We start from the raw sequence: 20,120 nt of genomic DNA, 5'->3' as shown, positions 1-20,120 counted from the left end.
CGGGTTATGAAGGAAAGAAAGATGAAAAATTTTCGGTATCATCTAAAGTATTCCATCATTGCCTGCCTTCTGATTTTTTTTCTGTTTCCCCTCTTGGTACAGAATCTGGTAAACCGGAAACTGTTTGGAAATATGCTGGAGAGCAAAATTGCCAGCCTCTATGACCAGACTGCCGAGAGTATCTCCTACAGCTTAAGCAATGCGCTCCAGTCAGAGTATGACATAGCCAGAACAATGGCGAACAGCTCGGAAATTGTGGGACTGGCGGGGAAGGAAGGGGAGGTAAATCTGGAGAACAGGCGCACAAAGCTGAAATACCTGGTTATCCAGAAACTGGAGGTCACAAAATATGCCTATCCATTTGGATATATTGTGGCGAACAGGGAGGGGGAAATGTTCTGCAGTACCTTTGCCATTGCCAATGGAAAGGAGGAGAAAAGGGGAAAAGCATTTTATGGGGATGGGAGGCTGGAATCCATCTGGAACGCCTACGCGAGCACTGCTAAGTTTTTTGTGGGGGAGGACTATCTTATGTCCAAGGCAGGAAAGCAGCTGTACTGTGTGACAAACCTGATTGACTCTGACAAAAGGGTAGGGGTGGTGGCCATCAATATGGACCAATCCTATTTTGCAAAGCTTTTGTCCAGAAGTCTGTTCAGCCAGGGCAGCTCAGCCTATATCGTGGACAGGAAGGGGAACTGTTTGATTCAGGGAGAGGAGAGCAGCCTTGACTTTCAGGACCTGACCCAGGAATTGAGGGATCTTCTGTCTACGGACAGAGCAGCAAAGGAGAATTATCAGCAGTTTAGAATCGGGGGAGAGCACTATGTACTCTTTCTGCACAGCATAAAGGTGAAGGGACTTAATGAGAGCTGGACAATGGCAAATCTGGTACCACTTGAGGATTTGAACAGTGAAATCACCAGGATCAATGGAGTTAACTCCATTTTGATAGTTCTGTGCATTGTCAGCATTCTTGTACTGATTCGCTTTTTCTACTGGAAGATTTTCAAACCGCTTCAGACATTAAATCAGATGACCATAGAGCTGGGCAGGGGAAATCTGGGTGTCCATGTGGAGGAAAAATCAGTGGATGAAATCGGAAACCTGATCCACGCCTTTAATGAGATGTCAAAGGATTTGCAGACCAGTATGGAGAAGATCAAAGAGCAGGAAAAGAGTAGACATCAGATGGAGATTCGTATGCTTCAGTCTCAGATCAAGCCTCACTTTGTGAGGAATACCCTGAATGCTATCCGGTGGATGGCGAAACTGAAGGGGGCAGAGGGGATAAGCCGCAGTATCCTGGCCTTCTCTAATATGCTGGACTACAATTTCTCCGATAACCGGAACTTTGTAGAGGTCAGTGATGAACTGAAATACCTGGAGGATTACCTGTATCTGCAGCAGGTGCGCTTTCAGAACAACTTCAGCTACACAATGGAGGTGGAGGAACCCATACTGGACTGCCGCATCCTGAAGCTGTCCTTTCAGCCAGTGGTGGAAAATGCAATAAACCATGGCGTTTTGCCCAAAAATAAGATGGGGCGGATTACAATAAAGGGAAATCAGAGAGGGGATAAGCTGGTTTTTGAAATAGTAGATGACGGAGTGGGGATGGAAAAGACACAGGTGGAAACTCTGCTGGAGGAGCGGGAGGACTGGGAGAAGGCCCAGCAGGAGGAAAATATTGCACTTTGGAATATCTCAAAGCGGATGCATATGAACTATGGAGATGAGGGCTGGATTGAAATAGAGAGCGAGCCGGGGCAGGGTACCTGTGTGCGCATGGTTTTCCCGGTATATAAGGGAAAGGAGGGGGAGGAAGATGCTGAAACTGTTGATCGTGGATGATGAGATGCTGATTCGCATTGGAATGCGGTCTATCATCCCATGGGAAGAACAGGGAATTGAGATCGTGGGGGAGGCGGAGGACGGGGAGAAGGCCCTGGAACTGTCCAGAAAGTATGTTCCGGATATTATACTGGCTGACATACGTATGCCCAGGATGGATGGCCTCACCTTTATCCGCACGCTGAAGCAGGAACAGCCTGAGTGTAAATTTCTGGTACTCAGCTGTATGGATGACATCGCTTATCTGCAGGAGGCGATGAAACTGGGAGTCAGCGGTTACATCCTGAAAAATGCCATTGAACCTCAAAACATCCTGGAGGAGGTGTCCAGGATCGTGGAGGAAATCCGTGCAGAGCGGGTTTATGAGGAGCAGGATATGGAGGAGCACAGGTACGTGAATGCGAACGCAGTGCTCAATGAGTTTGCCAACTTAACATTAGGGGGATTTATCAAGGACAGAAAGACGGTTCAGGAACGGTTTGAAAGTGCCTTTCTGGGGGAGGAGTATGAGGAGGTTTATGTAATCTGCATACACATCCCCCCTGAGGAGATCAAAAATGCAGTCAAAGGTGTTGAGTACTCAGTGGCTGCGATCTGTCAAAATATGCTGGAAGCCATGGGGAACGGCAGAACATTTATGGGAAGTGAGCGGGGAATCTGGGCCATTGCAGGCAGCGCAGCGGGTGGTGAGGAGGACGTTGCCTCCATCTGCAGAGGGATTGCCCGCACCATGAATCAATGCCTGGATATGCATTTGTCCTTTGGGGTCAGCAGCTTTCACAGAGAAGAGTTTGATATTCCATCTCATTATGAAAAGGCACAAAAGGCGCTGAACAGAAGATTTTACCTGCCCCGGGAAGAGATTTACTTCTACAGCCAGATGAATGTGACCCTGGATAGGGAGGAGGAGCTAAAGGCTGTTTTTGAAAGATGCAAAAACCAGTCCTGTCTCCAACTATTTTATCAGGGTATGGAGGAACTGTTTGAAAAATTAAATGAGTGTCCATTCCTTATGGAGAAGGAACTCAAAGAGGGCTTTTGCAGCGCAGTTTCCTGTATGGATATCCCCGGGAACCGGGACAAGAGCGGACGGGAGCTGAGAAGAGCTGTGCGAAGGAAAATAGAGGATGCACCCGATTGTGCAAAGCTGCACTGTGTTTTAAAAGAGTGGGCAATGAGTCAGAATCATGCTCCCATACAGGACAGCAGTTCGGATGATCTGGTCAATACAGTGATGCGCTATATAGAGAACCATATCGGAGAACGGCTTACCCTGGCCGCGATTGCCGGAGAGGTCTATTTGAATCCGGATTACCTGTGCCGGCTTTTCAAACGCAGGACAGGGGAGAATCTGATATCTTATATTCTGCAGTACAAGATCTCTTTGGCAAAGGAGGAGCTGATGGAGGGAAAAACGATCTCACAGATCAGTGAATACTTGGGGTTTTCCTCAGAGGGACACTTTATAACTACCTTTAAAAAATATTGTGGGAAGACACCAGGGGCCTATATAAGGGAGCTGACAAAGTAGTGCGATTGCAGAAAATTGATTTCATTTAAAAATATTGACAGGGGGCGGCCTGCAGATTTCGGCTGAGGAAATCCGCAGGTTGTTTTTTGTCAATTTTTTGCAATAGGAGGACAACCAGCTTCATTGTTCTTTTCAATGAAAATAAGTAAACTATTATTATCAGGAACATGAAAACGGAGTTTGGTTTAGGGAGGAAACAATATGAGGAAAATGAGAGACAGATTGTTGGCAATGGGGCTTGTGACAGCCATGTGCATTTCCATGTGCGCTTGCTCATCTGGGGCAGCCACCGGGAAGGCAGGAGATACGGATGTGAACAGCACAAAGGCGGAGAACACGGAAAAAGTATCCCAGGAAAGCGCGGAGGAGATCACACTGAATGTATGGATGGCAGCCTGTGTATCCGAGGATGAAAAAAAGCAGCCACAGGACGAGTGGCTTCTCACAGAACTCTGCAATGAGTTTGAGGAACAGAACCCGGGCGTGAAAATCGAACTGACACTGCTGACAGACCAGGGAGCTGCCCACCAGAACTATAAGGCAGCAGCGCTGGCAAAGAGCGGGCCGGATATCATCAACCTTTGGACCGGTCAGCCTATCTTTGCTCTGGCGGACGTGGTGATGGATATTTCCGATATGATCCCAGAAGAGGATAAGCAGAATATCGTGGGCTGGGAAACCGTGACAGAAGGATTTGAGGAAGGGGGAAGAATCCTGGGTTACCCGGTGGCGGGATCTGAGGTATGTGGATTCATCTACAATAAAGAGCTGGTGGCCCAGGCAGGGGTGGACTTGGAGAAAGAACCGCCCAGGACAGTGGATGAATTTATGGCAATGCTGCAGAAGATCAAAGATGCGGGGATTCTGCCCATCGCGGTGGACGACGCCTCCTGTAACTCTCTGGTAACCATGTCCCTGGCCCACTGGTGGGTTCAGAAGACAGGGAACGAAAATATTGCAAAAGAGAGCCAGGGGGAGTTAAAATTTGCGGAGGATGAAAACTTTAAAAGGACCTTTGAGATTGCCAATGAGATTTATGAGAAGGGATATGTAAACGAGGATTACGCCAGCTCCCAGGATGCCTTGACACGTTTCCTTCAGGGGAAGGCCGCCATGTATGGGGGGACCACCAGCTATCCGATCTCACAGGCCAGGGATGTGCTTGGGGAGGACAATGTGGGCTTCTACACAGCGCCTGATATTGACTCAGATGTGAAGGTCAGCGGGACATCCATCGGTGGGCCTGGACAGATGCTGGCGATTGCAAACTACTGTCCCCACCCTGAGATGGCTCTTAAATTCTGCTCTTTTCTGAACAGCAAAGAAACCCAGCTGCGGCTTCTAAAGCAGTTTCCGCAGGTTCCTATCCGCAAAGATATCTCTGTGGAAGAGCTGGGCTGGGAAAGCGATGAAATCTTGAAAAAGATCTATGGGATTGGACAGAACTACTCCTATTGGTCAGATAATACAATGGTTCCTGATGTGGCAAACGAGTGCTTCTCTCTGGGGACACTGGTGGTAACTGGAAAAATGACGCCGGATGAGCTGGCTCAAAAGCTGGATGAAAAGGCAGCGGAGCTACAGTGACACCAGATTACAGCGGCGGGGTGACAGAAACTTTGGGCCAAGGCAGAAAAACCGCAGAAAGGGGAGAGGCGAAATGAGCAAGAGCAAAATAAGGCGAAGGGAGAATATTCAGGGGTGGCTCTCCGTGCTGCCTGTACTGGCCGTGCTGGCTGCTGTGCGGGGGGTTCCAATGGCCGCTGCGGTTGTAAAAAGCTTCACGAACTGGGATGGTATCCTGAAATCGGATTTCGTGGGTTTTCAAAATTACATAAACATCCTTGCAAAAGGGGAGTTCTGGGGACTATTGGAAAACAATCTGGTAATTTTGATTTTTATACCCATACAGGTCATGCTGGGAATGATCGTTGCAGTGCTATTGTATGAGGAGGTGCGGGGCTGGAAAGTGTTCCGCACTCTCTACTACCTGCCACAGATTATCTCGTCCGTGATTGTGGGATTTCTGTTCACCATTTTATTTGGCTATTACGGACCCATTAATACGGTGCTGCGTTCCATTGGGCTGGACGGACTGGCAATAGAATGGCTGGGAAACCGGGGGAGCGGGCTCTTTGTAATCATTTTCTGCCTGGTCTGGATCAATATCGGATGGCAGGGAATGCTGGTGCTGGGAGGTCTGTCCTCCATCTCGCCGGAGATCTATGAATCTGCCAGGCTGGACGGTGCGGGATATTGGCAGAGGCTGTTTAAAATCACCATACCGCTGATCAGGAGAACGATTGAGTACTCAGTGATGACTTCTGTGATCTGGTCCTTTACCGGGCTGTTCCCTCTTATCTTTTCCCTGACCCAGGGGGGACCCGGGACAGAGACCATGACTATTGATTATATGATTTACCAGAAATCCTTCGTAAGTGGCAGCCAATTGGGATATTCCTGTGCCCTGTCCGTGATTTTGCTGGTAATCATACTGATTTTTACTGGAATCCAGATGGGGATTTCACAGAAAAGAGACAGATTGGAGGCTGAAGGGCGATGAAAAAATGGAAACCATCCAGGGTCCTGGTGTTTCTGGGGCTGTGTCTTATGTCACTGACCTTTCTGTATCCCATCTTTTATATGGTGATCACATCCATGAAGACAGGTGCAGAGTACCTGGCGGACCCCTTTGCAATGCCAAATGGATTTAACCTGGAGAACTTCAGGGCTATTATTTCCAGGTTTCAGATATTTACCTACTTTAAAAATACGGCGATCATTGTTGTGATCAGCGTAGCGCTTATCACAGTACTCTCCGTTATGGCCAGCTATGCTTTTGCGAAACTAAAATTTAAGGGCAGCACTGCAGTGTACCTGTTGATTGTTTCTACCATGTTTATCCCGGCACAGGTAACCATGATCCCCATGTATGTGATCTTTGCAAAGATCGGCCTGGTGGATACCTACACAGGGGTGATTCTGTCCTATCTGGCCATCGCCTGTCCCGGGGCGATAATGCTGATGACTGCTGCCTTCAAAGGCATTGACAATGAGGTGATGGAAGCCGCGAAGATTGATGGGGCAGGCTATTTTGGGCTGATTAAAAATGTGATTTTTCCCATGGGTTCGTCCGCCATAGCTATCTCCGTGATCACAAATTTTATTGCATACTGGAATGATCTGTTCACACCCATGATTTTGATCAAGTCAAACGAAAAGAGGACTTCCATGGTGGCCCTGGCTAGCCTTATGTCTTCAAAGACATCGATTGATCCCACATTCCAGATGTCAGGCCTTTTGGTGAGCCTGATTCCCACTTTAATCATCTATCTCGTATTTCAAAAATACCTTGCAAAAGGAATGACAGCAGGGGCGCTTAAGTAAAGGAGGACGAAACAATGAGTGTAAAAATCAGTTTAATTGGTGCCGGTTCCGGCACCTTTTCAATAAATTTGGTAAAGGATTTGTGCCTGGCCCGAAATTTGGCGGACAGCACTATCAGCTTGATGGATGTGGATGAAGAACGGCTGAACGATGTCTATCGTTTCTGCGTGCGGTATGCAGAGGAGGTGGGTGCCGCCCTCAAGATTGAAAAGACCATGGACAGAAAAGAGAGCATGAGGAATGCAGATTTTGTAGTGAACACTGCACTGGTTGGGGGATATTGCAGGCTTTGGGATGGATGGAAGATTGCAAAGAAATGGGGGTACCATTTTGGCGGGAGTTTTCACATTGTCCACGATGAGGCGTTTTGGGTTAATTTTTATCAGATAAAGCTCATGGAGGAGATTTATCTGGACATCCAAAAGGTTTGTCCAAATGCCTGGTATGTGCTGGTGGCCAATCCGGTCATGGCCGGAACCACGTATCTTCAGAGAAAATATCCGGGAATCAGGATGGTGGGAATGTGCCATGGTTACGGCGGCGTCTACTGGCTGGCAAAACTTCTGGGCATGGACAGGGAGAAAATGAATTTCCAGGCGCCGGGGATCAACCATTTTGTCTGGCTGAACAGTTTTACCTATGAGGGGAGAGATGCCTTTGAAATACTTGATCAATGGATTGCAAAACACTCGGATGAATATTTCAAAACTTGTCCTGCCAGCGATCAGTTTGGCCCCAAACCCATTGATTTGTATCAGAAATACGGTGTAATGCCCATTGGAGACACCTGTACCCCTGGAGGGGGAAGCTGGGGATGGTGGTATCATGCGGACACGGATGTGCAGAGGAGATGGAAGGAAGATCCGGATGCCTGGTATGAAAAAGGCTTTTCAGATGCTGCAAATAACGTAAAAAGGATTCACGATGCAGCTTGGGATAAGGGAAGGCCGGTAAGCCAGGTGTTCTCAACAATATCTTCTGACGAACCCATGGTACCATTGATTGAGGCGCTGGCCTGTGACATTCCCCGGGTTGTGATTGTCAATACCTTAAATGATCACGAGTACGTGCAGGGGGTGCCGAGAGACTTCGAGGTGGAAATTCCCGCCTATGTGTCCAAGAGGGGGATACAGGGAATCCAGACAAAGCCTCTGCCCAAACCCGTGCTGAACCACATGCTGCATGACCGGATTGCCCCTGTGGAGACGGAACTTTGCGCATTTTCCCAGAGGAGCAGAGAGCTTTTGATTCAGCTGATCATGATGGACCCCTATACCAAGTCCAGAGAGCAGGCTGAGGGCTTTTTGAAAGAGCTTTTTGAACTGCCATATTTAAAAGAAATGAAAGAATATTATAAATAGAAAATCGGAATCCACCCTGACCGGGCTTCTGCCACATCGGTATCACCACTCAGGAAACCGTGTGGATGCTGAGTCCGGATTGCCGGAGCTGATCCAGATATTCACACTCTGCGGTATTGCCTGTGATCAGGGCATCCACGCCGCTGATAGGAGAATAGCTGAGGAAGGATTTCTTGCCCAGCTTTCTGGAGTCTGAGAGTACATAGGCCAGGTCAGAGCGGCTGATGGCCAGCTCTGACATAGAGGCGGTATCCGTGTCCGTAGTCATAAATCCCTCATCCATGCAGATCCCGTCTGCGCCCAGAAAGGCCTTGGTAAAATGAAAATGCCCGATAAATTTATTGCTGGCATAGCCTGCAAAGTCCATTCTTTTCTGACGGTACTCTCCGCCGATTAAAATGACACGGCAGAGGGCATGGAGCAGCTGCATATTGGCCAGAGAGTTTGTGAAAATAGTGATCTCCTTCAACTGTCCTGTCTTTAATTTCTCAGCCAAAGCCTGGCTGAGATAATAGACGGTAGTGCCGGAATCAAAAAAAAGGATATCCGATTCCTGAATCAGAGAGACGGCGTAGGAGGCAATGGCAGACTTTTCCTCCTGGCTGCTCTCCATCAGCTGATCAAAGGAGTAGTCAACCGGGGAACGCCCTGCCAGCTGGATTCCCCCATACCTGCGGATCACTTTCTTCTGGGTTTCCAGACTGGCGAAGAGGCGCCTTGCCGTGGACTCAGAGATATCCAGCAGATCCATGGCCTCCCCAGTGGTGATCTTATGTTTTCTCTTCAGCACCTCCAAAATACGTTCTTCCCGGATTTCTTGTTTTCCCATAACCGCAGCTCCTTTTCTGAAATAAGGACAGATGTCCAATTGAATACAGTTTAAAACCAAATGCCGGTTTTGTCAATATGTTTGAAAGAATGATGCAAAAATAAAAAATAAAAATGAAAGAAACAATCAAAAATAGTTGACAAAATGAATGAAACATTTTAAAATAATAGTAACAAAAGCAGGGAGGGAAAAAGATGGCGGTAGTTACATTGAAGGAAATACTGCGGGACGCACGCAGGAAGAGATACGGAGTGGGGATGTTTAATACAATTAATCTGGAAATGGCCAGAGCAATTATCGGAATTGCCCAGGAGGAGCGCTCCCCGGTCATTATCGGGTTTGCACAGGCACATCTTCCATATGCAAACCTGGAGGACATTGCTCCCATCATGGTGAAGTTTGCCAGGGAGGCCAGTGTGCCGGTGGCCATTCACTTTGACCATGGTATGACTTTTGAGTATATTATGAAAGCAATCCACTATGGATTTACCTCTGTCATGTTTGACGGATCAACGCTGGATTACGAGGAGAATATCAGGCAGACTAAAGAGATTGTAAAGGTCGCCCACGCATTGGGAGTCTCGGTGGAGGCAGAGCTGGGTCATGTGGGAGGCGCGGAAGGCGGCGGTGATGACGGCCATGAGGAGATGTATACCAGGGTGGAACAGGCAAAGGACTTCACCAGCCGCACCGGGATCGATGCTTTGGCGGTGGCGATCGGGACTGCCCACGGAGAATACAAGGTAAAGCCAGTGCTGGACATCAACCGGCTGAGGGAAATCAGAAACGCGGTGGATGTGCCTTTGGTGCTCCACGGCGGGTCCGGTCTGTCGGATCTGGATTTCCGCAACTGTATCGCAAATGGGATCAGCAAGGTCAATATTTTTACAGACATGTCCAAGGCTGCGGTAAAAGCCATTGACGGGACACTCTACGGAAATGAGTCGAAGATCAATGTGGATAACAGGGAAGAGCTGATGCAGGGGATTGTCCGCGCAGTTCTCCATCAGATTAAAGGGGGAGCAGGGGGTAATCTGATTAGCTATCCGGAGCTGATCAACTACACCATAGATGGGATCAAGGCAGAGGTGGGGTCAAAGATGCGCTTATTCGGAAGCTCCGGTCAGGTGCCGGAGAGATTCGTTGACAGTCAGAGCCTGCAATGGTAAAATATAAGAAAATGCACGCGAGTGCAGAATGGGAGCGGATTTGTGTGTATAAAAAGGCAGTAACCTTAAAAGACGTTGCGGAAAGCTCCGGTTATTCCCTGCGCACGGTTAAGAAAGTCCTCTCCAGCAATGAGCCGGTCAAGCCGGCTACCCGGGAGACAGTTCTGCGGGTGGCCAGGGAGATGGGGTACCGGAAAAACCGGATTGCCAGTGTGCTGGCAAACCACAAGGTTTACAAGATTGCCATTGTGATAGGCAATTACCGCTATTTTTTCCCGGAGGCAAAGGAAGGTTTTCGTAAATGCTACCGGGATATGCAGGATCTGAAGGTGAACATTGATTTTTACATACCCGGGGACGAGTCGGTGGATTCCATGAGAGAGCTTTTGCGGCAGCTGGTGGTGGATGACACCATTGACGCAGTGATAATGCATGCGCGGAGTATGAGCGGGCTGAATGAGGGAATCAACCGCCTTGTGGAGGCGGGGAAACTGGTATTTACCTTCGGAGCGGACGCGCCCTTTAGCAAACGGCTCTGCTATGTGGGACCCAAGGCTTATGAGACCGGGAGAATTGCTGCCCAGCTCATGGCCAACTACATCGGCAAGCGGGGAGAGGTATATGTGATCAACCAGAGCGAGGAGGAGATGCAGACCCTGGAGAGAAACCGCGGTATCAAGGACTACATGGCGGAGCATTGCAAGGAGATCCGGGTGCATTTGATCATGGTACAGAAGCGGGAGGAGGAGTACTACCGCACTGTGAAGTCACTGGTGGAAAGACAGCAGGCGGATGGTATCCTGGGAACAGATGCGGACTGTCACATTGTGGGCGAGGTGTTGAGAGAGCAAAAGAACCACGGCATAGTGGCCATGGGATTTGACTTGACCGAGGAGACGGAGAAGCTGCTCAGGGAGGATTACATCCAGGTGATACTGAGCCAAAACCCTGAAAAGCAGGCATATACAGCACTTCAGAAGCTGTGTGAACATATGTTTTACGGCACTGGGGTAAAAAAGAATATTTTTACGGATATATCAGTTATAACAAGTGAATGCTTGAAATATTAAAAGAGTAACCAATGGGGGTGTTACTCTTTTAATAGAATTGAATTTGCACTCGAGTGCAGAAATGGAGGAGGAGATGTTTCAATCAGCGGAAAGGGACCGAAGGCAGAGAAACTATAACTGCCGTATCCGCCAGTTGACTTGTCAGGGGATAGCACAGATAAACCTGGAAAACGAGCTGCTGCATATTGGGGTATTGGCGGGAAAGGGCAGTGATATTGTAGAATTTTTGTATAAGCCCATGGATCTGGACTTTATGTGGCATTCCTGTCAAGGAATAAAGAATCCACAGGAATTTGTCACCACAAAGGACAGCAAACACGGTAAGTTTTTGGATCTTTACGAGGGGGGATGGCAGGAACTATTCCCCAACTACGGCGGTGACAGTTCTTACATGAACGCGGAGCTGGGAATACACGGGGAGGTATGCATTGCACCCTGGGAGGTACAGATTGAGAAGGATACAGAGGAGGAGGTTACCGTCAAGTTTTCCATACGCACCGTCAAGACACCGTTTTTTCTGGAAAAGTGGATGACGCTAAAAACAGATGATCCCACTCTGTATATTAGAGAGAGGGTGACAAACGAGGGAGCTGTCCCACTGGAATTTATGTGGGGTCACCACCCAGCACTGGGAGCGCCTTTTTTGGATGAAAACTGCGAGATACTCCTAAATGGAGATTGCAGGGTGCACACTCTGGCGGGCAATACACTTCCCGCATACAGCCAGATGGGCTGGCCTGTGGCAGAGGATACGAAAGGGGAGCCCATAGACTTGTCCAGGGTGAGGCCTCCTGAGGCTCAGAAGTACATAGAATATGGGATCTTGGGAATTTTGGATCACAGATACTGCGTATGGAACCACAGGCTGAACATTGGATTTGGAATGAACTGGGATGACCGGGTATTCCCATATCTGTGGGTTTGGGAGCCGGATTGCGGGGCTATGGGCTATCCCTGGTACGGGCGGAACTATACCCTTGGCATGGAACCCTGGTCACATCTGTCAGAGAATCTGGAGGAGGTTGTTAAGGAAGGGACAGGTATCCTAATAAAACCGGGGGAAAGCATCTTAACGCATTTGGAGGCATATGTCTGCACAGAAAAACCATAGAGCGGAGGAGAAGGGATGTATGTAATTGGAGTGGATGTAGGAACGACAGGGGCAAAGGCCCTGCTTGTGGACCAGGAAGGCAGGGTTTGCAGCAGGGGGTATCAGGGATATGGGACAGTCGCAGGGCCCGGGGGCGCTGTGGAACAGAGGGCCGAGGTATGGTGGGAGGCGGCAGCTTTAGCTGTTCGTCAGGCCGGATGGGGGATTGAGAAGCGGGATATAAAAGCACTCTCACTTTCAACCCAGGGTGCCAGCTCCGTGCTGGTGGACGGAGACTTCCATACCCTTGGCAATGCCATCACCTGGATGGACATGAGGGCGGTAAGAGAGATGGAAGAACTCAGAGCCAGGAGGGAGGAGGGGTATTACTACCGTACAACAGGCTGGGAGATCAGCCCCAATCTGGACGCCTGTAAGCTGGCCTGGCTGAAAGCAAACAGGCCAAAGGAGATGGGGAGGGCAAGTAAATTTCTCTCTACATTGGAGTATATGAATTATTGCCTGACTGGGAATTATGTGACAGACCCCACCAACGCAGCCATGAGGCAGATGATGGATGTACATACACAGAAGTGGGATGAAAAAATCTTGGAAGATATTGGAGCGGGGGAAGAGCTGCTGCCCCAGATCCGGCCCGCGGGAGCATATATTGGAACCCTGACCGTGGAGGCCGCCCGGGTTTTAGGCTTGTCTGGGGATACAAGAGTCTATAACGGGGCACATGACCAGTACTGCTGTGCCCTTGGATCAGGAAGTGTGGAAAATGGGGATCTGTTGCTTGGGACAGGTACTGCGTGGGCGGTGATGAGCATTACGGACGCCCCCCTTGTCTCTGAGTCGAAGATCTCATTTGCAAAGCATGTGGTTCCGGAGCTATGGGGAGCTCTGACCTCTGTTTCCTTTGGGGGCGTGTCTTTGGACTGGTTTAAGGATAGGGTGGCAGGGTGCGCCTATGAGGAGCTTGCAGATGGTGTGAGGACCCGGATGGGAACAGAGGAAAAGCTTTTGTTCTTCCCCTACTTCAACGGTGCGGCAGGTCCGGTCCGGGATGAGAAGCTCAGAGGGACTTTTACCGGGCTAGAGCTGGGACACGACCGGTTTCATATGGCAGCGGCTGTTATGGAGGGAGTCGTTTTCCACACGGCTATGGTTCTGGAAGACTACCAAAAGAATGGGGCTTTGCTTCGAAAGCTCCGCGTTATGGGGGGTGCCTTGAACAGCCGGGAATGGATGGAAATGATGAAAGCAGTGTTTGACTGCGAGATTCAGTCGGTGGTACAAAAGGATGCGGCGGCGTTGGGGGCAGCCATGATTGCAGCAGTGGGCAGCGGCCTGTTTGGGGATTACAGACAAGCGGCGGAAGGTATGGTCTCTCTTGAGACAGAGGAGGAGGCACCCCAAAAGCTCAGAGCGTTTTATCGCAGAAAATTGGAAGTTTACCGGGAAAGATGGAGCAGGGTACAGATGATTTACAGGGAGGGCGAATAGTGGTATACAATTGGTTTCACAAGACAGACATTGACCAGCGGTTTTATGAGGAGCATATCAGGGAACGGCTTCCCCAAAGAATCGTAGATGCTCATGTACATATGAATTTAGAGAAGCATGTAAAGAATGTCAGCCCTGAGCGGATTGCCATGGACTGGGCATTAGAGTGCGGGCTTCAGATGGACTATGAAGCGTCCAGGACTTATTACCATGCACTGTTTCCGGACAGGGAGGTAGAACTGGTGGCATTTCCCTTTCCGCTGGCGGAGGTGGATATTCCTGGCAACAACCGTTACCTTGCAGGACTGGCAAGGGAGAAGGGGATCTGCGGGCTGATGAGTGTCAGGCCGGAATGGAGCAGTGAATACTGCGAAGAGACGCTTCTTGGAAATCCCTTTGCAGGATTTAAGCCCTATCCCTATCTGGCTTCACAGATCAAGGGCGCAGATATAAGCATCTATGATTTTATACCCGGGGAGCAGCTGGCGGTACTGGACCGGCATAAAAAGGCTCTGGTACTGCACCTGCCACGGAGAGGGCGGCTGCCTGCACCGGATAACATCAGGGAGTTGAGGGAGATCCGGCAGGCTTATCCGGATATCCGGATTGTCCTGGCGCATTATGGAAGGTGCTTTACCACGGAGATGTTTCAAAAGGGCACAGATGCCCTGGGGGAGGACCTGGATGGCTTTTATTTTGACACAGCAGCGGTGATAAACCCGCAGGTGCACAGGATGGCCATGGAACGGCTGGATGGCAGCAGAATTATATATGGGACGGACCTTCCGATTATGGCATGGCATGGCATCAGAGAGTGGCAAAGTGATACGCCTTCCAATTACTGCAGGGAGGAATTTAGCTGGAATCACCACGAGAAAAGGGATGAGGAGAACGGATTTACCTATATTGCATATCTGCAGCTTAAAAATATGCTGGATGCCATAGGGGAAAACAAAAATGTGCGGGAGAAAATTTTTTATGAGAATGCAAAAGAGGTATTTCGGACTGAGCGCGAAGGAGGAAAAGTACGATGAATGTTTCAAAGAATATGGCACCTAAGACGAGGACAACTTCCGGAAACAAGGGAACAGTATGGCGGATACTGGAGATGCGGGAGCTTTCCATTGCAATAATTCTGGGAATCATGGTGGTCTTTTTAATGATTCGGACCAGAACCTTTGCCACCAGCGCAAATATTAGAGTGTTAATCCAGGGAATGAGTGTGGATATGATGATCGCCATCCCAATGGCCATCTCACTGATTGCGGGGAATATTGACTTTTCCGTAGGTTCCGCACTCTGCCTCTCCAGCTACATTGGATGCATGGCTATGGGGGCGGGCATGCCCGGGTGGCTGGGAATCCTGGTTGGGCTTGGAGCGGGTGCAGTTCTGGGTGGATTAAACGCGTTGATCATCAACAAATTTAAGATCACTCCTCTGATCGCCACACTGGGCACCTGGATGGCTTACCAGGGAATTGCCCTGGTACTGGCAGGGGGCAATACGGTTTCAAATCTGCCGGAATCCTTTAAAAGCTTTGGGCGCATGGAGGTGGCGGGGATTCCATTTACTATACTGTACATGCTGGTCATTGTTGCAGCAGGCATCTTTGTGCTGAAATACATCAACTTTTTCCACGAGGCTTATTTTATCGGAAGCAATAAAAATTCCGCTCTGCTGGCAGGAATCAACACAAAAAGATTCATCTACGTCAGCTATGCGCTCACCGGTGTTGTCTCAGCCTTTGCCGGCATGACACTGGCTGCAAGACTGGGAAGTGTTTCCCAAAACTCGGGAACAGGGCTGGAGTTCAGAAATGTGGTTGCCCTGCTGATCGGCGGTGTCTCCATGGATGGGGGCGAAGGCAGTCTGGTGGGGGTTGTGCTGGGCGTTACCATTATGCAGGTGGTGAGCAACGCACTGGTACTGCTGGACATCAATGCCAGCTATACGAAGGTGATTCAGGGCGCTATCTTGATTATCGCGGTGGCCATTGACCAGATGAACAAGCAGCGGAAACTGAAAGCTGTAGCATAGGGGATCAGCCTTAAGAAATACAGACGGAGGAGGAACTGGTTTGGAGAACTTAATTGAGCTAAAATATATAAGTAAGTTTTTTCCGGGGGTCAAGGCATTAAATGACGTGAGCCTTTCCATTAAGAAGAGGAGTGTCCACAGTATTATTGGGGAAAATGGGGCGGGCAAGTCCACCTTGATGAAAATCATGTCAGGCGCGTACCGGAAAGATAAGGGAACCATTCTCATGGAGGGGAAAGAGTTAAATCTTTCCTTTCCGGGGGATGCCTTAAAAGCAGGGATCGGAATTGTCTATCAGGAACTGAATAATTTTTCACATTTGGATGTGGCCAGCAATCTCTTCATAGGCAGAATGCCCAGGAAGGGAAAGTGCATTGATTATAAACGGATGTACCGTGATGCAGCTGAACTTTTGAAACAGTTTGGACTGAGCCATATCCGCCCGGAGGACAGCATGGACCACATCAGTCTCGGGGCGCAGCAGATGGTGGAGATTGCAAAGCTGCTCTCTATGAACGTGAAGCTGATGATTCTGGATGAACCCACCTCAGCGCTAACCGATGCGGAGGTGTCCCTGCTCTACAAGCTGATCGACCAGGTAAAGCAGCGGGAGGTATCGATAGTCTATATCTCACACAAGTTAGATGAGGTACTGCATCTGGCGGATGAGATATCGGTCTTAAAGGACGGGGAGCATGTTGCCACCTTTCCCAACAGGTCCGGCCTTAAAAAGGAGGATCTGGTCCGCTATATGGTGGGAAGGGATGTGGTTTACGATTACGGGGTGGGAACAACCCAGATAGGGGAACCGGTTCTGAGAGTGGATGGCCTGAGCAGCGGTTCTAAGGTACAGAATGTGAGCTTTACCCTGCGAAGAGGAGAGATTCTGGGGTTCGCGGGACTGGAAGGGTCCGGGAGGACAGAGACGGTGGAGACAGTTTTTGGGTGGAGAAGGAAGTCTGCAGGGGTCATTGAGATAAACGGCAGACAGGTAAAGATCGATTCTCCCGTGGAGGCTAAGAGAAACCACATGGCTTATATCACCAAAGAGCGGAAAACCCTGGGACTGTTTTTAGAGCTCAGCTCTGAGGACAATATGAGTGCCGCGAATGGAAGAAAGTTTGTAAAGAGGGGGCTGATTGACTACAGGTCCATCACCCAAAATGCTTTGGAATACCGGGGGAAAATGCAGATCAAACTTGCGGATGTCAAACAGAAGGCTGGAAATCTCTCAGGAGGCAATCAGCAGAAGGTACTGCTGTCCATGTGGCTGACGGCAAATCCGGACATTATTATGATCGACGAACCCACCAGGGGGATTGATGTGGGCGCTAAGGCAGAGATTCACATGCTGCTGAGGCGGCTTGTGGGAGAGGGAAAAGCGATTATTATGATATCGTCTGAGATGCCGGAGATCATGGCGTCCTGCGACCGGGTTCTCGTATTTCACGACGGACGTATTACTGGGGAACTCTCCGGAGCAGAGGTGACAGAGAATGGGATGATGCGCCTGGCATCTGGCATCACTGCGTAGATACAGTTAGAAAAAGGGTAGCAAAAACAATATAAATATAAGGAGGATGTAACATGGGTAAGTACAGAAAGGCTATGAGCGTATTGTTGACAGGGGCGGTAGTTTTATCAATGGCAGCAGGATGCAGCGGAGGAAGCCAGAGCACACCGGCCCAGCCGGCGGGAAATGAGGCCCAGCCAGCGGGAAACGCAGGGGCTGGGGAAGAGTATGCGGTGATCATGTCTGTGAATCAGCTGGAATTCTTTGACGCCCTCAAAGGAGGAGTGAATGACGCGGCCCACAGCATAGGAGCAGACTGGTACTATGCGGGGCCACAGGATCTGGCACCGGATAAAGTGGCGGAGGCCATTGACCAGGCAGTGGCAAAGCAGGTGACGGGCATCATCGTGCACGGGCAGTTCCAGGAGACGGGAACAGCCATTGACAACGCGATCGCTGCAGGCGTTCCGGTGGTCTGTGTAAACACGGATATTGAGTCCAACCGCCTCTCCTTCCTGGGCTGCAATCCCTATAACACCGGTGTGGAAATGGCAAAACAGATGGCTAAGGAGATCGGAGACAAGGGGAAAATCATCATCTCGAACTTTATCAGTGGCGGCCAGCCCTCCGCGGTGGCCAATATGGAAGGTTGCAGGGATGAGCTGGAAAAGAACCATCCCAACATCGAGATTGTAGCTGAGGTGGATGACAAGGCGGATGAAACCACTGCGGCGACCGCTGTGGGAGCTGCCCTACAGGCAAATCCGGATGTGAATGGAATTATTGGAATGCAGGCTCCGTCTGCAGTGGGGGCAGCTACGGCAGTGCGAGAGGCCGGACTGGAAGGAATCAAGATCGTAGGCAGAGACAGGGACAGCGCCACCTTGGAGCTGATCGAAAGCGGGGAAGTGGCGGCCTCTTTTGCGCAGAATTCCTATGTGGAGGGTTACATTGCAGTCAAATGGCTCCATGACTATGTGAACGGGAACCTGAAGGTGACCCAGAATTATCTGGATGCAGGAATCAATCCCCTTCCCCCTGAGGTGGACTCCGGTTCCATCATCATCACAAAGGACAATGTAGATCAGTTTAAGGAAAAGTACACATATGACAAGTAGGGGGGAATTATGAGAAAGCCCAAGATCGGTTTGCTCTGCATGTATGTAAAGCTGTACGATGACACAGCGGCATGGCTGAGACCAGATGTGGAGAAATTTAAGAGTATCATAGAAGAGAGGCTGGAGGGCCTGGGTGTGGAGGTGGCGAGGCACGAAATATGCAGGCTGGAGGCTGAATTCGCTGAGGCAGTGGAAGACTTTGAAGCCCAGGAAGTGGACGCTCTGGTAACCGTACATTTGGCATACTCCCCATCCCTGGAGTCTGAGAAAATCTTAAAACAGACCAGGCTGCCCATTCTGGTGCTGGATACCACACCGGACAACTCCTTTAGCGGAGTCACCGGGGCGGGGAGAATTATGCAGAACCATGGTATCCACGGGGTGCAGGATATGTGCAGCCTTCTGCACAGAAACTGTGTTCCCTACCAAGTTTTTGCGGGACACTATGAGAAATCGGATGTGTTAGAGCAGGTGGCCCGGGCAGCCAGGGGAACCATGATGGCTGCTGAGATGAGAAAGAGCAGAGTGGGCCGTGTGGGGGAGCCTTTTGCCGGGATGGGCGATTTCCGTCTGCCGGATGAGCTGCTGGAGGAAACCCTGGGAATATGTATCGTGGACTACGACTTTGCAGAAGCGCCCGGACTTCTTGCAGGAGTCTCTGAGGAGGAGATAAGACGGGAGTGGGAGTCAGATTGTGCGGCCTTTGAATGCAGGGATTTGAGCTATGAGGTGTACGCGGAATCAGCGAGGGTGGATCTGGCCGTGAGAGCGTGGGTGCAAAAGCAGCAGCTTGGCGCGTTCACCGTCAATTTTATGGCTACGGACCACAACCCCGCTCTGCCCAGAATGCCCTTTGTCCAGGCTTGCAAAGCTATGGCATCCGGAACAGGGTATGCGGGGGAGGGAGATGTGCTGACCGCTGCCTTTGTGGCAGCCCTGATGAAGGGGTTTCCGGATACGACTTTTGCGGAGATGTTCTGCCCGGACTGGGAGGGAAACACCATATTCCTGAGCCATATGGGAGAGTTCAATGTTCGTCTTTCTGCGGACAAGCCACTGCTCACAGAGCTGGATTTCCCCTACACATCTGCAGGAAACCCTGCGGCGCTTTACGGGTGTATGAGAGAGGGCAGGGCAGTCTTCGTGAATCTGAATCCACTGGCTGAGGGGAGGTATGCCCTGATCGCCGCAGCCGGAACTATAGTGGAGATGGAGGAGACGGCAGAAGAGTTTCAAAAAACCGTGAGAGGCTGGTTTCGGCCGGAATGTTCAGTGGGCGGGTTCCTCGCTTCCTACAGCAGAGCTGGGGGAGGGCATCACGGAGCCGTTGTTTACGATGGGGATATGAGAAGTCTGGAAGTTCTGGCCTGGGCTATGGGGTGGGAGTTTCATGTAATTTGAAAACGCGAGGTTTTATTCCCGCGGGGTTGTTTACTTTTGGTTAAACGATGTTACATAGGCTGCTGCGGTGAGATAAAACCTGCAGCAGCCTTTATCTTGTATCATAGGTAATTCCTCCATTTTTTAAAAGTAGATAAGACTTTCCCCCCTGCAGGTGGTGAGAAATAGCATTTCCGTCTTGGTGGAAGTCCATTTTCCTTCCAACACCTTGCCAATGTTTTTGGTGAAGTGAATGAAACATAAATGAAAA

General features: G+C 49.9%; 16 protein-coding genes. 15 read left to right on the top strand and 1 reads right to left on the bottom strand.

Annotated elements, in window-relative coordinates; all coding sequences use genetic code 11:
* Positions 1 to 6 precede the first annotated feature (6 nt).
* The 6 genes from AC0THY_RS17270 (at position 7) to AC0THY_RS17245 (ending at position 8,133) form a co-directional block, all read left to right on the top strand.
* Positions 7 to 1,854, top strand: a complete 1,848-nt coding sequence (locus AC0THY_RS17270) for a sensor histidine kinase (protein WP_489991834.1) — start codon at positions 7 to 9, stop codon at positions 1,852 to 1,854.
* Positions 1,829 to 3,385 carry a response regulator transcription factor gene (locus tag AC0THY_RS17265; protein ID WP_489991833.1) on the top strand — a complete coding sequence of 519 codons (1,557 nt, stop codon included), beginning with the start codon at positions 1,829 to 1,831 and terminating at the stop codon, positions 3,383 to 3,385. The genes AC0THY_RS17270 and AC0THY_RS17265 overlap by 26 nt, the downstream gene beginning before the upstream one ends.
* 201 nt (positions 3,386 to 3,586) lie before the next feature.
* Entirely contained in the window at positions 3,587 to 4,972 is a 1,386-nt protein-coding gene (locus tag AC0THY_RS17260; protein ID WP_489991832.1) for an ABC transporter substrate-binding protein, read from the top strand.
* 73 nt (positions 4,973 to 5,045) lie between these two features.
* Positions 5,046 to 5,948, top strand: a complete 903-nt coding sequence (locus tag AC0THY_RS17255; RefSeq protein ID WP_489991831.1) for a carbohydrate ABC transporter permease — start codon at positions 5,046 to 5,048, stop codon at positions 5,946 to 5,948.
* On the top strand, positions 5,945 to 6,772 hold the full coding sequence (locus AC0THY_RS17250; protein ID WP_489991830.1) for a carbohydrate ABC transporter permease: 828 nt from the start codon (positions 5,945 to 5,947) through the stop codon (positions 6,770 to 6,772). Before AC0THY_RS17255 ends, AC0THY_RS17250 begins: the two co-directional genes overlap by 4 nt.
* Positions 6,773 to 6,786: 14 nt before the next feature.
* Positions 6,787 to 8,133 (top strand): family 4 glycosyl hydrolase, encoded by a 1,347-nt coding sequence (locus AC0THY_RS17245; RefSeq protein ID WP_489991829.1) that lies wholly within the window; start codon positions 6,787 to 6,789, stop codon positions 8,131 to 8,133.
* 49 nt (positions 8,134 to 8,182) lie between these two features.
* Here the strand turns inward: AC0THY_RS17245 and AC0THY_RS17240 are convergent, their stop codons facing one another.
* On the bottom strand, positions 8,183 to 8,962 hold the full coding sequence (locus tag AC0THY_RS17240) for a DeoR/GlpR family DNA-binding transcription regulator (protein ID WP_489991828.1): 780 nt from the start codon (positions 8,960 to 8,962) through the stop codon (positions 8,183 to 8,185).
* Between the two features lie 194 nt (positions 8,963 to 9,156).
* Here AC0THY_RS17240 and AC0THY_RS17235 point away from each other — a divergent pair, with 194 nt between their 5' ends.
* From AC0THY_RS17235 to AC0THY_RS17195, 9 genes are all read left to right on the top strand, one after another.
* On the top strand, positions 9,157 to 10,131 hold the full coding sequence (locus tag AC0THY_RS17235; protein WP_489991827.1) for a class II fructose-bisphosphate aldolase: 975 nt from the start codon (positions 9,157 to 9,159) through the stop codon (positions 10,129 to 10,131).
* Positions 10,132 to 10,175: 44 nt separating this feature from the next.
* Entirely contained in the window at positions 10,176 to 11,201 is a 1,026-nt protein-coding gene (locus tag AC0THY_RS17230) for a LacI family DNA-binding transcriptional regulator (protein ID WP_489991826.1), read from the top strand.
* Between the two features lie 73 nt (positions 11,202 to 11,274).
* Complete coding sequence (locus AC0THY_RS17225; protein ID WP_489991825.1) at positions 11,275 to 12,312, top strand: aldose 1-epimerase; 1,038 nt, start codon at positions 11,275 to 11,277, stop codon at positions 12,310 to 12,312.
* A 15-nt stretch (positions 12,313 to 12,327) separates the two neighbouring features.
* A complete protein-coding gene (locus tag AC0THY_RS17220) occupies positions 12,328 to 13,800 on the top strand; it encodes a xylulokinase (protein ID WP_489991824.1) in 1,473 nt (490 codons plus the stop codon).
* Complete coding sequence (locus tag AC0THY_RS17215; protein WP_489991823.1) at positions 13,800 to 14,834, top strand: amidohydrolase family protein; 1,035 nt, start codon at positions 13,800 to 13,802, stop codon at positions 14,832 to 14,834. The genes AC0THY_RS17220 and AC0THY_RS17215 overlap by 1 nt, the downstream gene beginning before the upstream one ends.
* Positions 14,831 to 15,838 carry an ABC transporter permease gene (locus AC0THY_RS17210; protein ID WP_489991822.1) on the top strand — a complete coding sequence of 336 codons (1,008 nt, stop codon included), beginning with the start codon at positions 14,831 to 14,833 and terminating at the stop codon, positions 15,836 to 15,838. Before AC0THY_RS17215 ends, AC0THY_RS17210 begins: the two co-directional genes overlap by 4 nt.
* Positions 15,839 to 15,878: 40 nt before the next feature.
* Complete coding sequence (locus tag AC0THY_RS17205; RefSeq protein ID WP_489991821.1) at positions 15,879 to 17,372, top strand: sugar ABC transporter ATP-binding protein; 1,494 nt, start codon at positions 15,879 to 15,881, stop codon at positions 17,370 to 17,372.
* A 53-nt stretch (positions 17,373 to 17,425) separates the two neighbouring features.
* Positions 17,426 to 18,469, top strand: coding sequence for a substrate-binding domain-containing protein (locus tag AC0THY_RS17200; RefSeq protein ID WP_489991820.1), 1,044 nt, complete (start codon positions 17,426 to 17,428; stop codon positions 18,467 to 18,469).
* Positions 18,470 to 18,478: 9 nt separating this feature from the next.
* Entirely contained in the window at positions 18,479 to 19,870 is a 1,392-nt protein-coding gene (locus AC0THY_RS17195; protein ID WP_489991819.1) for an L-arabinose isomerase family protein, read from the top strand.
* Positions 19,871 to 20,120: the final 250 nt, after the last annotated feature.

The organism is Ruminococcus sp. 8Y-12, from assembly GCF_058119865.1.
Note: the sequence above shows the minus strand (reverse complement) of the source record. Positions and strands in the feature narration are given on the sequence as shown.

Coding starts and splice junctions, on each gene's coding strand:
- AC0THY_RS17260 (WP_489991832.1), top strand. CDS start 3,587: ATGAGGAAAATGAGAGACAGATTGTTGGCAATGGGGCTTGTGACAGCC.
- AC0THY_RS17235 (WP_489991827.1), top strand. CDS start 9,157: ATGGCGGTAGTTACATTGAAGGAAATACTGCGGGACGCACGCAGGAAG.
- AC0THY_RS17245 (WP_489991829.1), top strand. CDS start 6,787: ATGAGTGTAAAAATCAGTTTAATTGGTGCCGGTTCCGGCACCTTTTCA.
- AC0THY_RS17195 (WP_489991819.1), top strand. CDS start 18,479: ATGAGAAAGCCCAAGATCGGTTTGCTCTGCATGTATGTAAAGCTGTAC.
- AC0THY_RS17220 (WP_489991824.1), top strand. CDS start 12,328: ATGTATGTAATTGGAGTGGATGTAGGAACGACAGGGGCAAAGGCCCTG.
- AC0THY_RS17240 (WP_489991828.1), bottom strand. CDS start 8,962: ATGGGAAAACAAGAAATCCGGGAAGAACGTATTTTGGAGGTGCTGAAG.
- AC0THY_RS17210 (WP_489991822.1), top strand. CDS start 14,831: ATGAATGTTTCAAAGAATATGGCACCTAAGACGAGGACAACTTCCGGA.
- AC0THY_RS17225 (WP_489991825.1), top strand. CDS start 11,275: ATGTTTCAATCAGCGGAAAGGGACCGAAGGCAGAGAAACTATAACTGC.
- AC0THY_RS17265 (WP_489991833.1), top strand. CDS start 1,829: ATGCTGAAACTGTTGATCGTGGATGATGAGATGCTGATTCGCATTGGA.
- AC0THY_RS17255 (WP_489991831.1), top strand. CDS start 5,046: ATGAGCAAGAGCAAAATAAGGCGAAGGGAGAATATTCAGGGGTGGCTC.
- AC0THY_RS17250 (WP_489991830.1), top strand. CDS start 5,945: ATGAAAAAATGGAAACCATCCAGGGTCCTGGTGTTTCTGGGGCTGTGT.
- AC0THY_RS17270 (WP_489991834.1), top strand. CDS start 7: ATGAAGGAAAGAAAGATGAAAAATTTTCGGTATCATCTAAAGTATTCC.
- AC0THY_RS17200 (WP_489991820.1), top strand. CDS start 17,426: ATGGGTAAGTACAGAAAGGCTATGAGCGTATTGTTGACAGGGGCGGTA.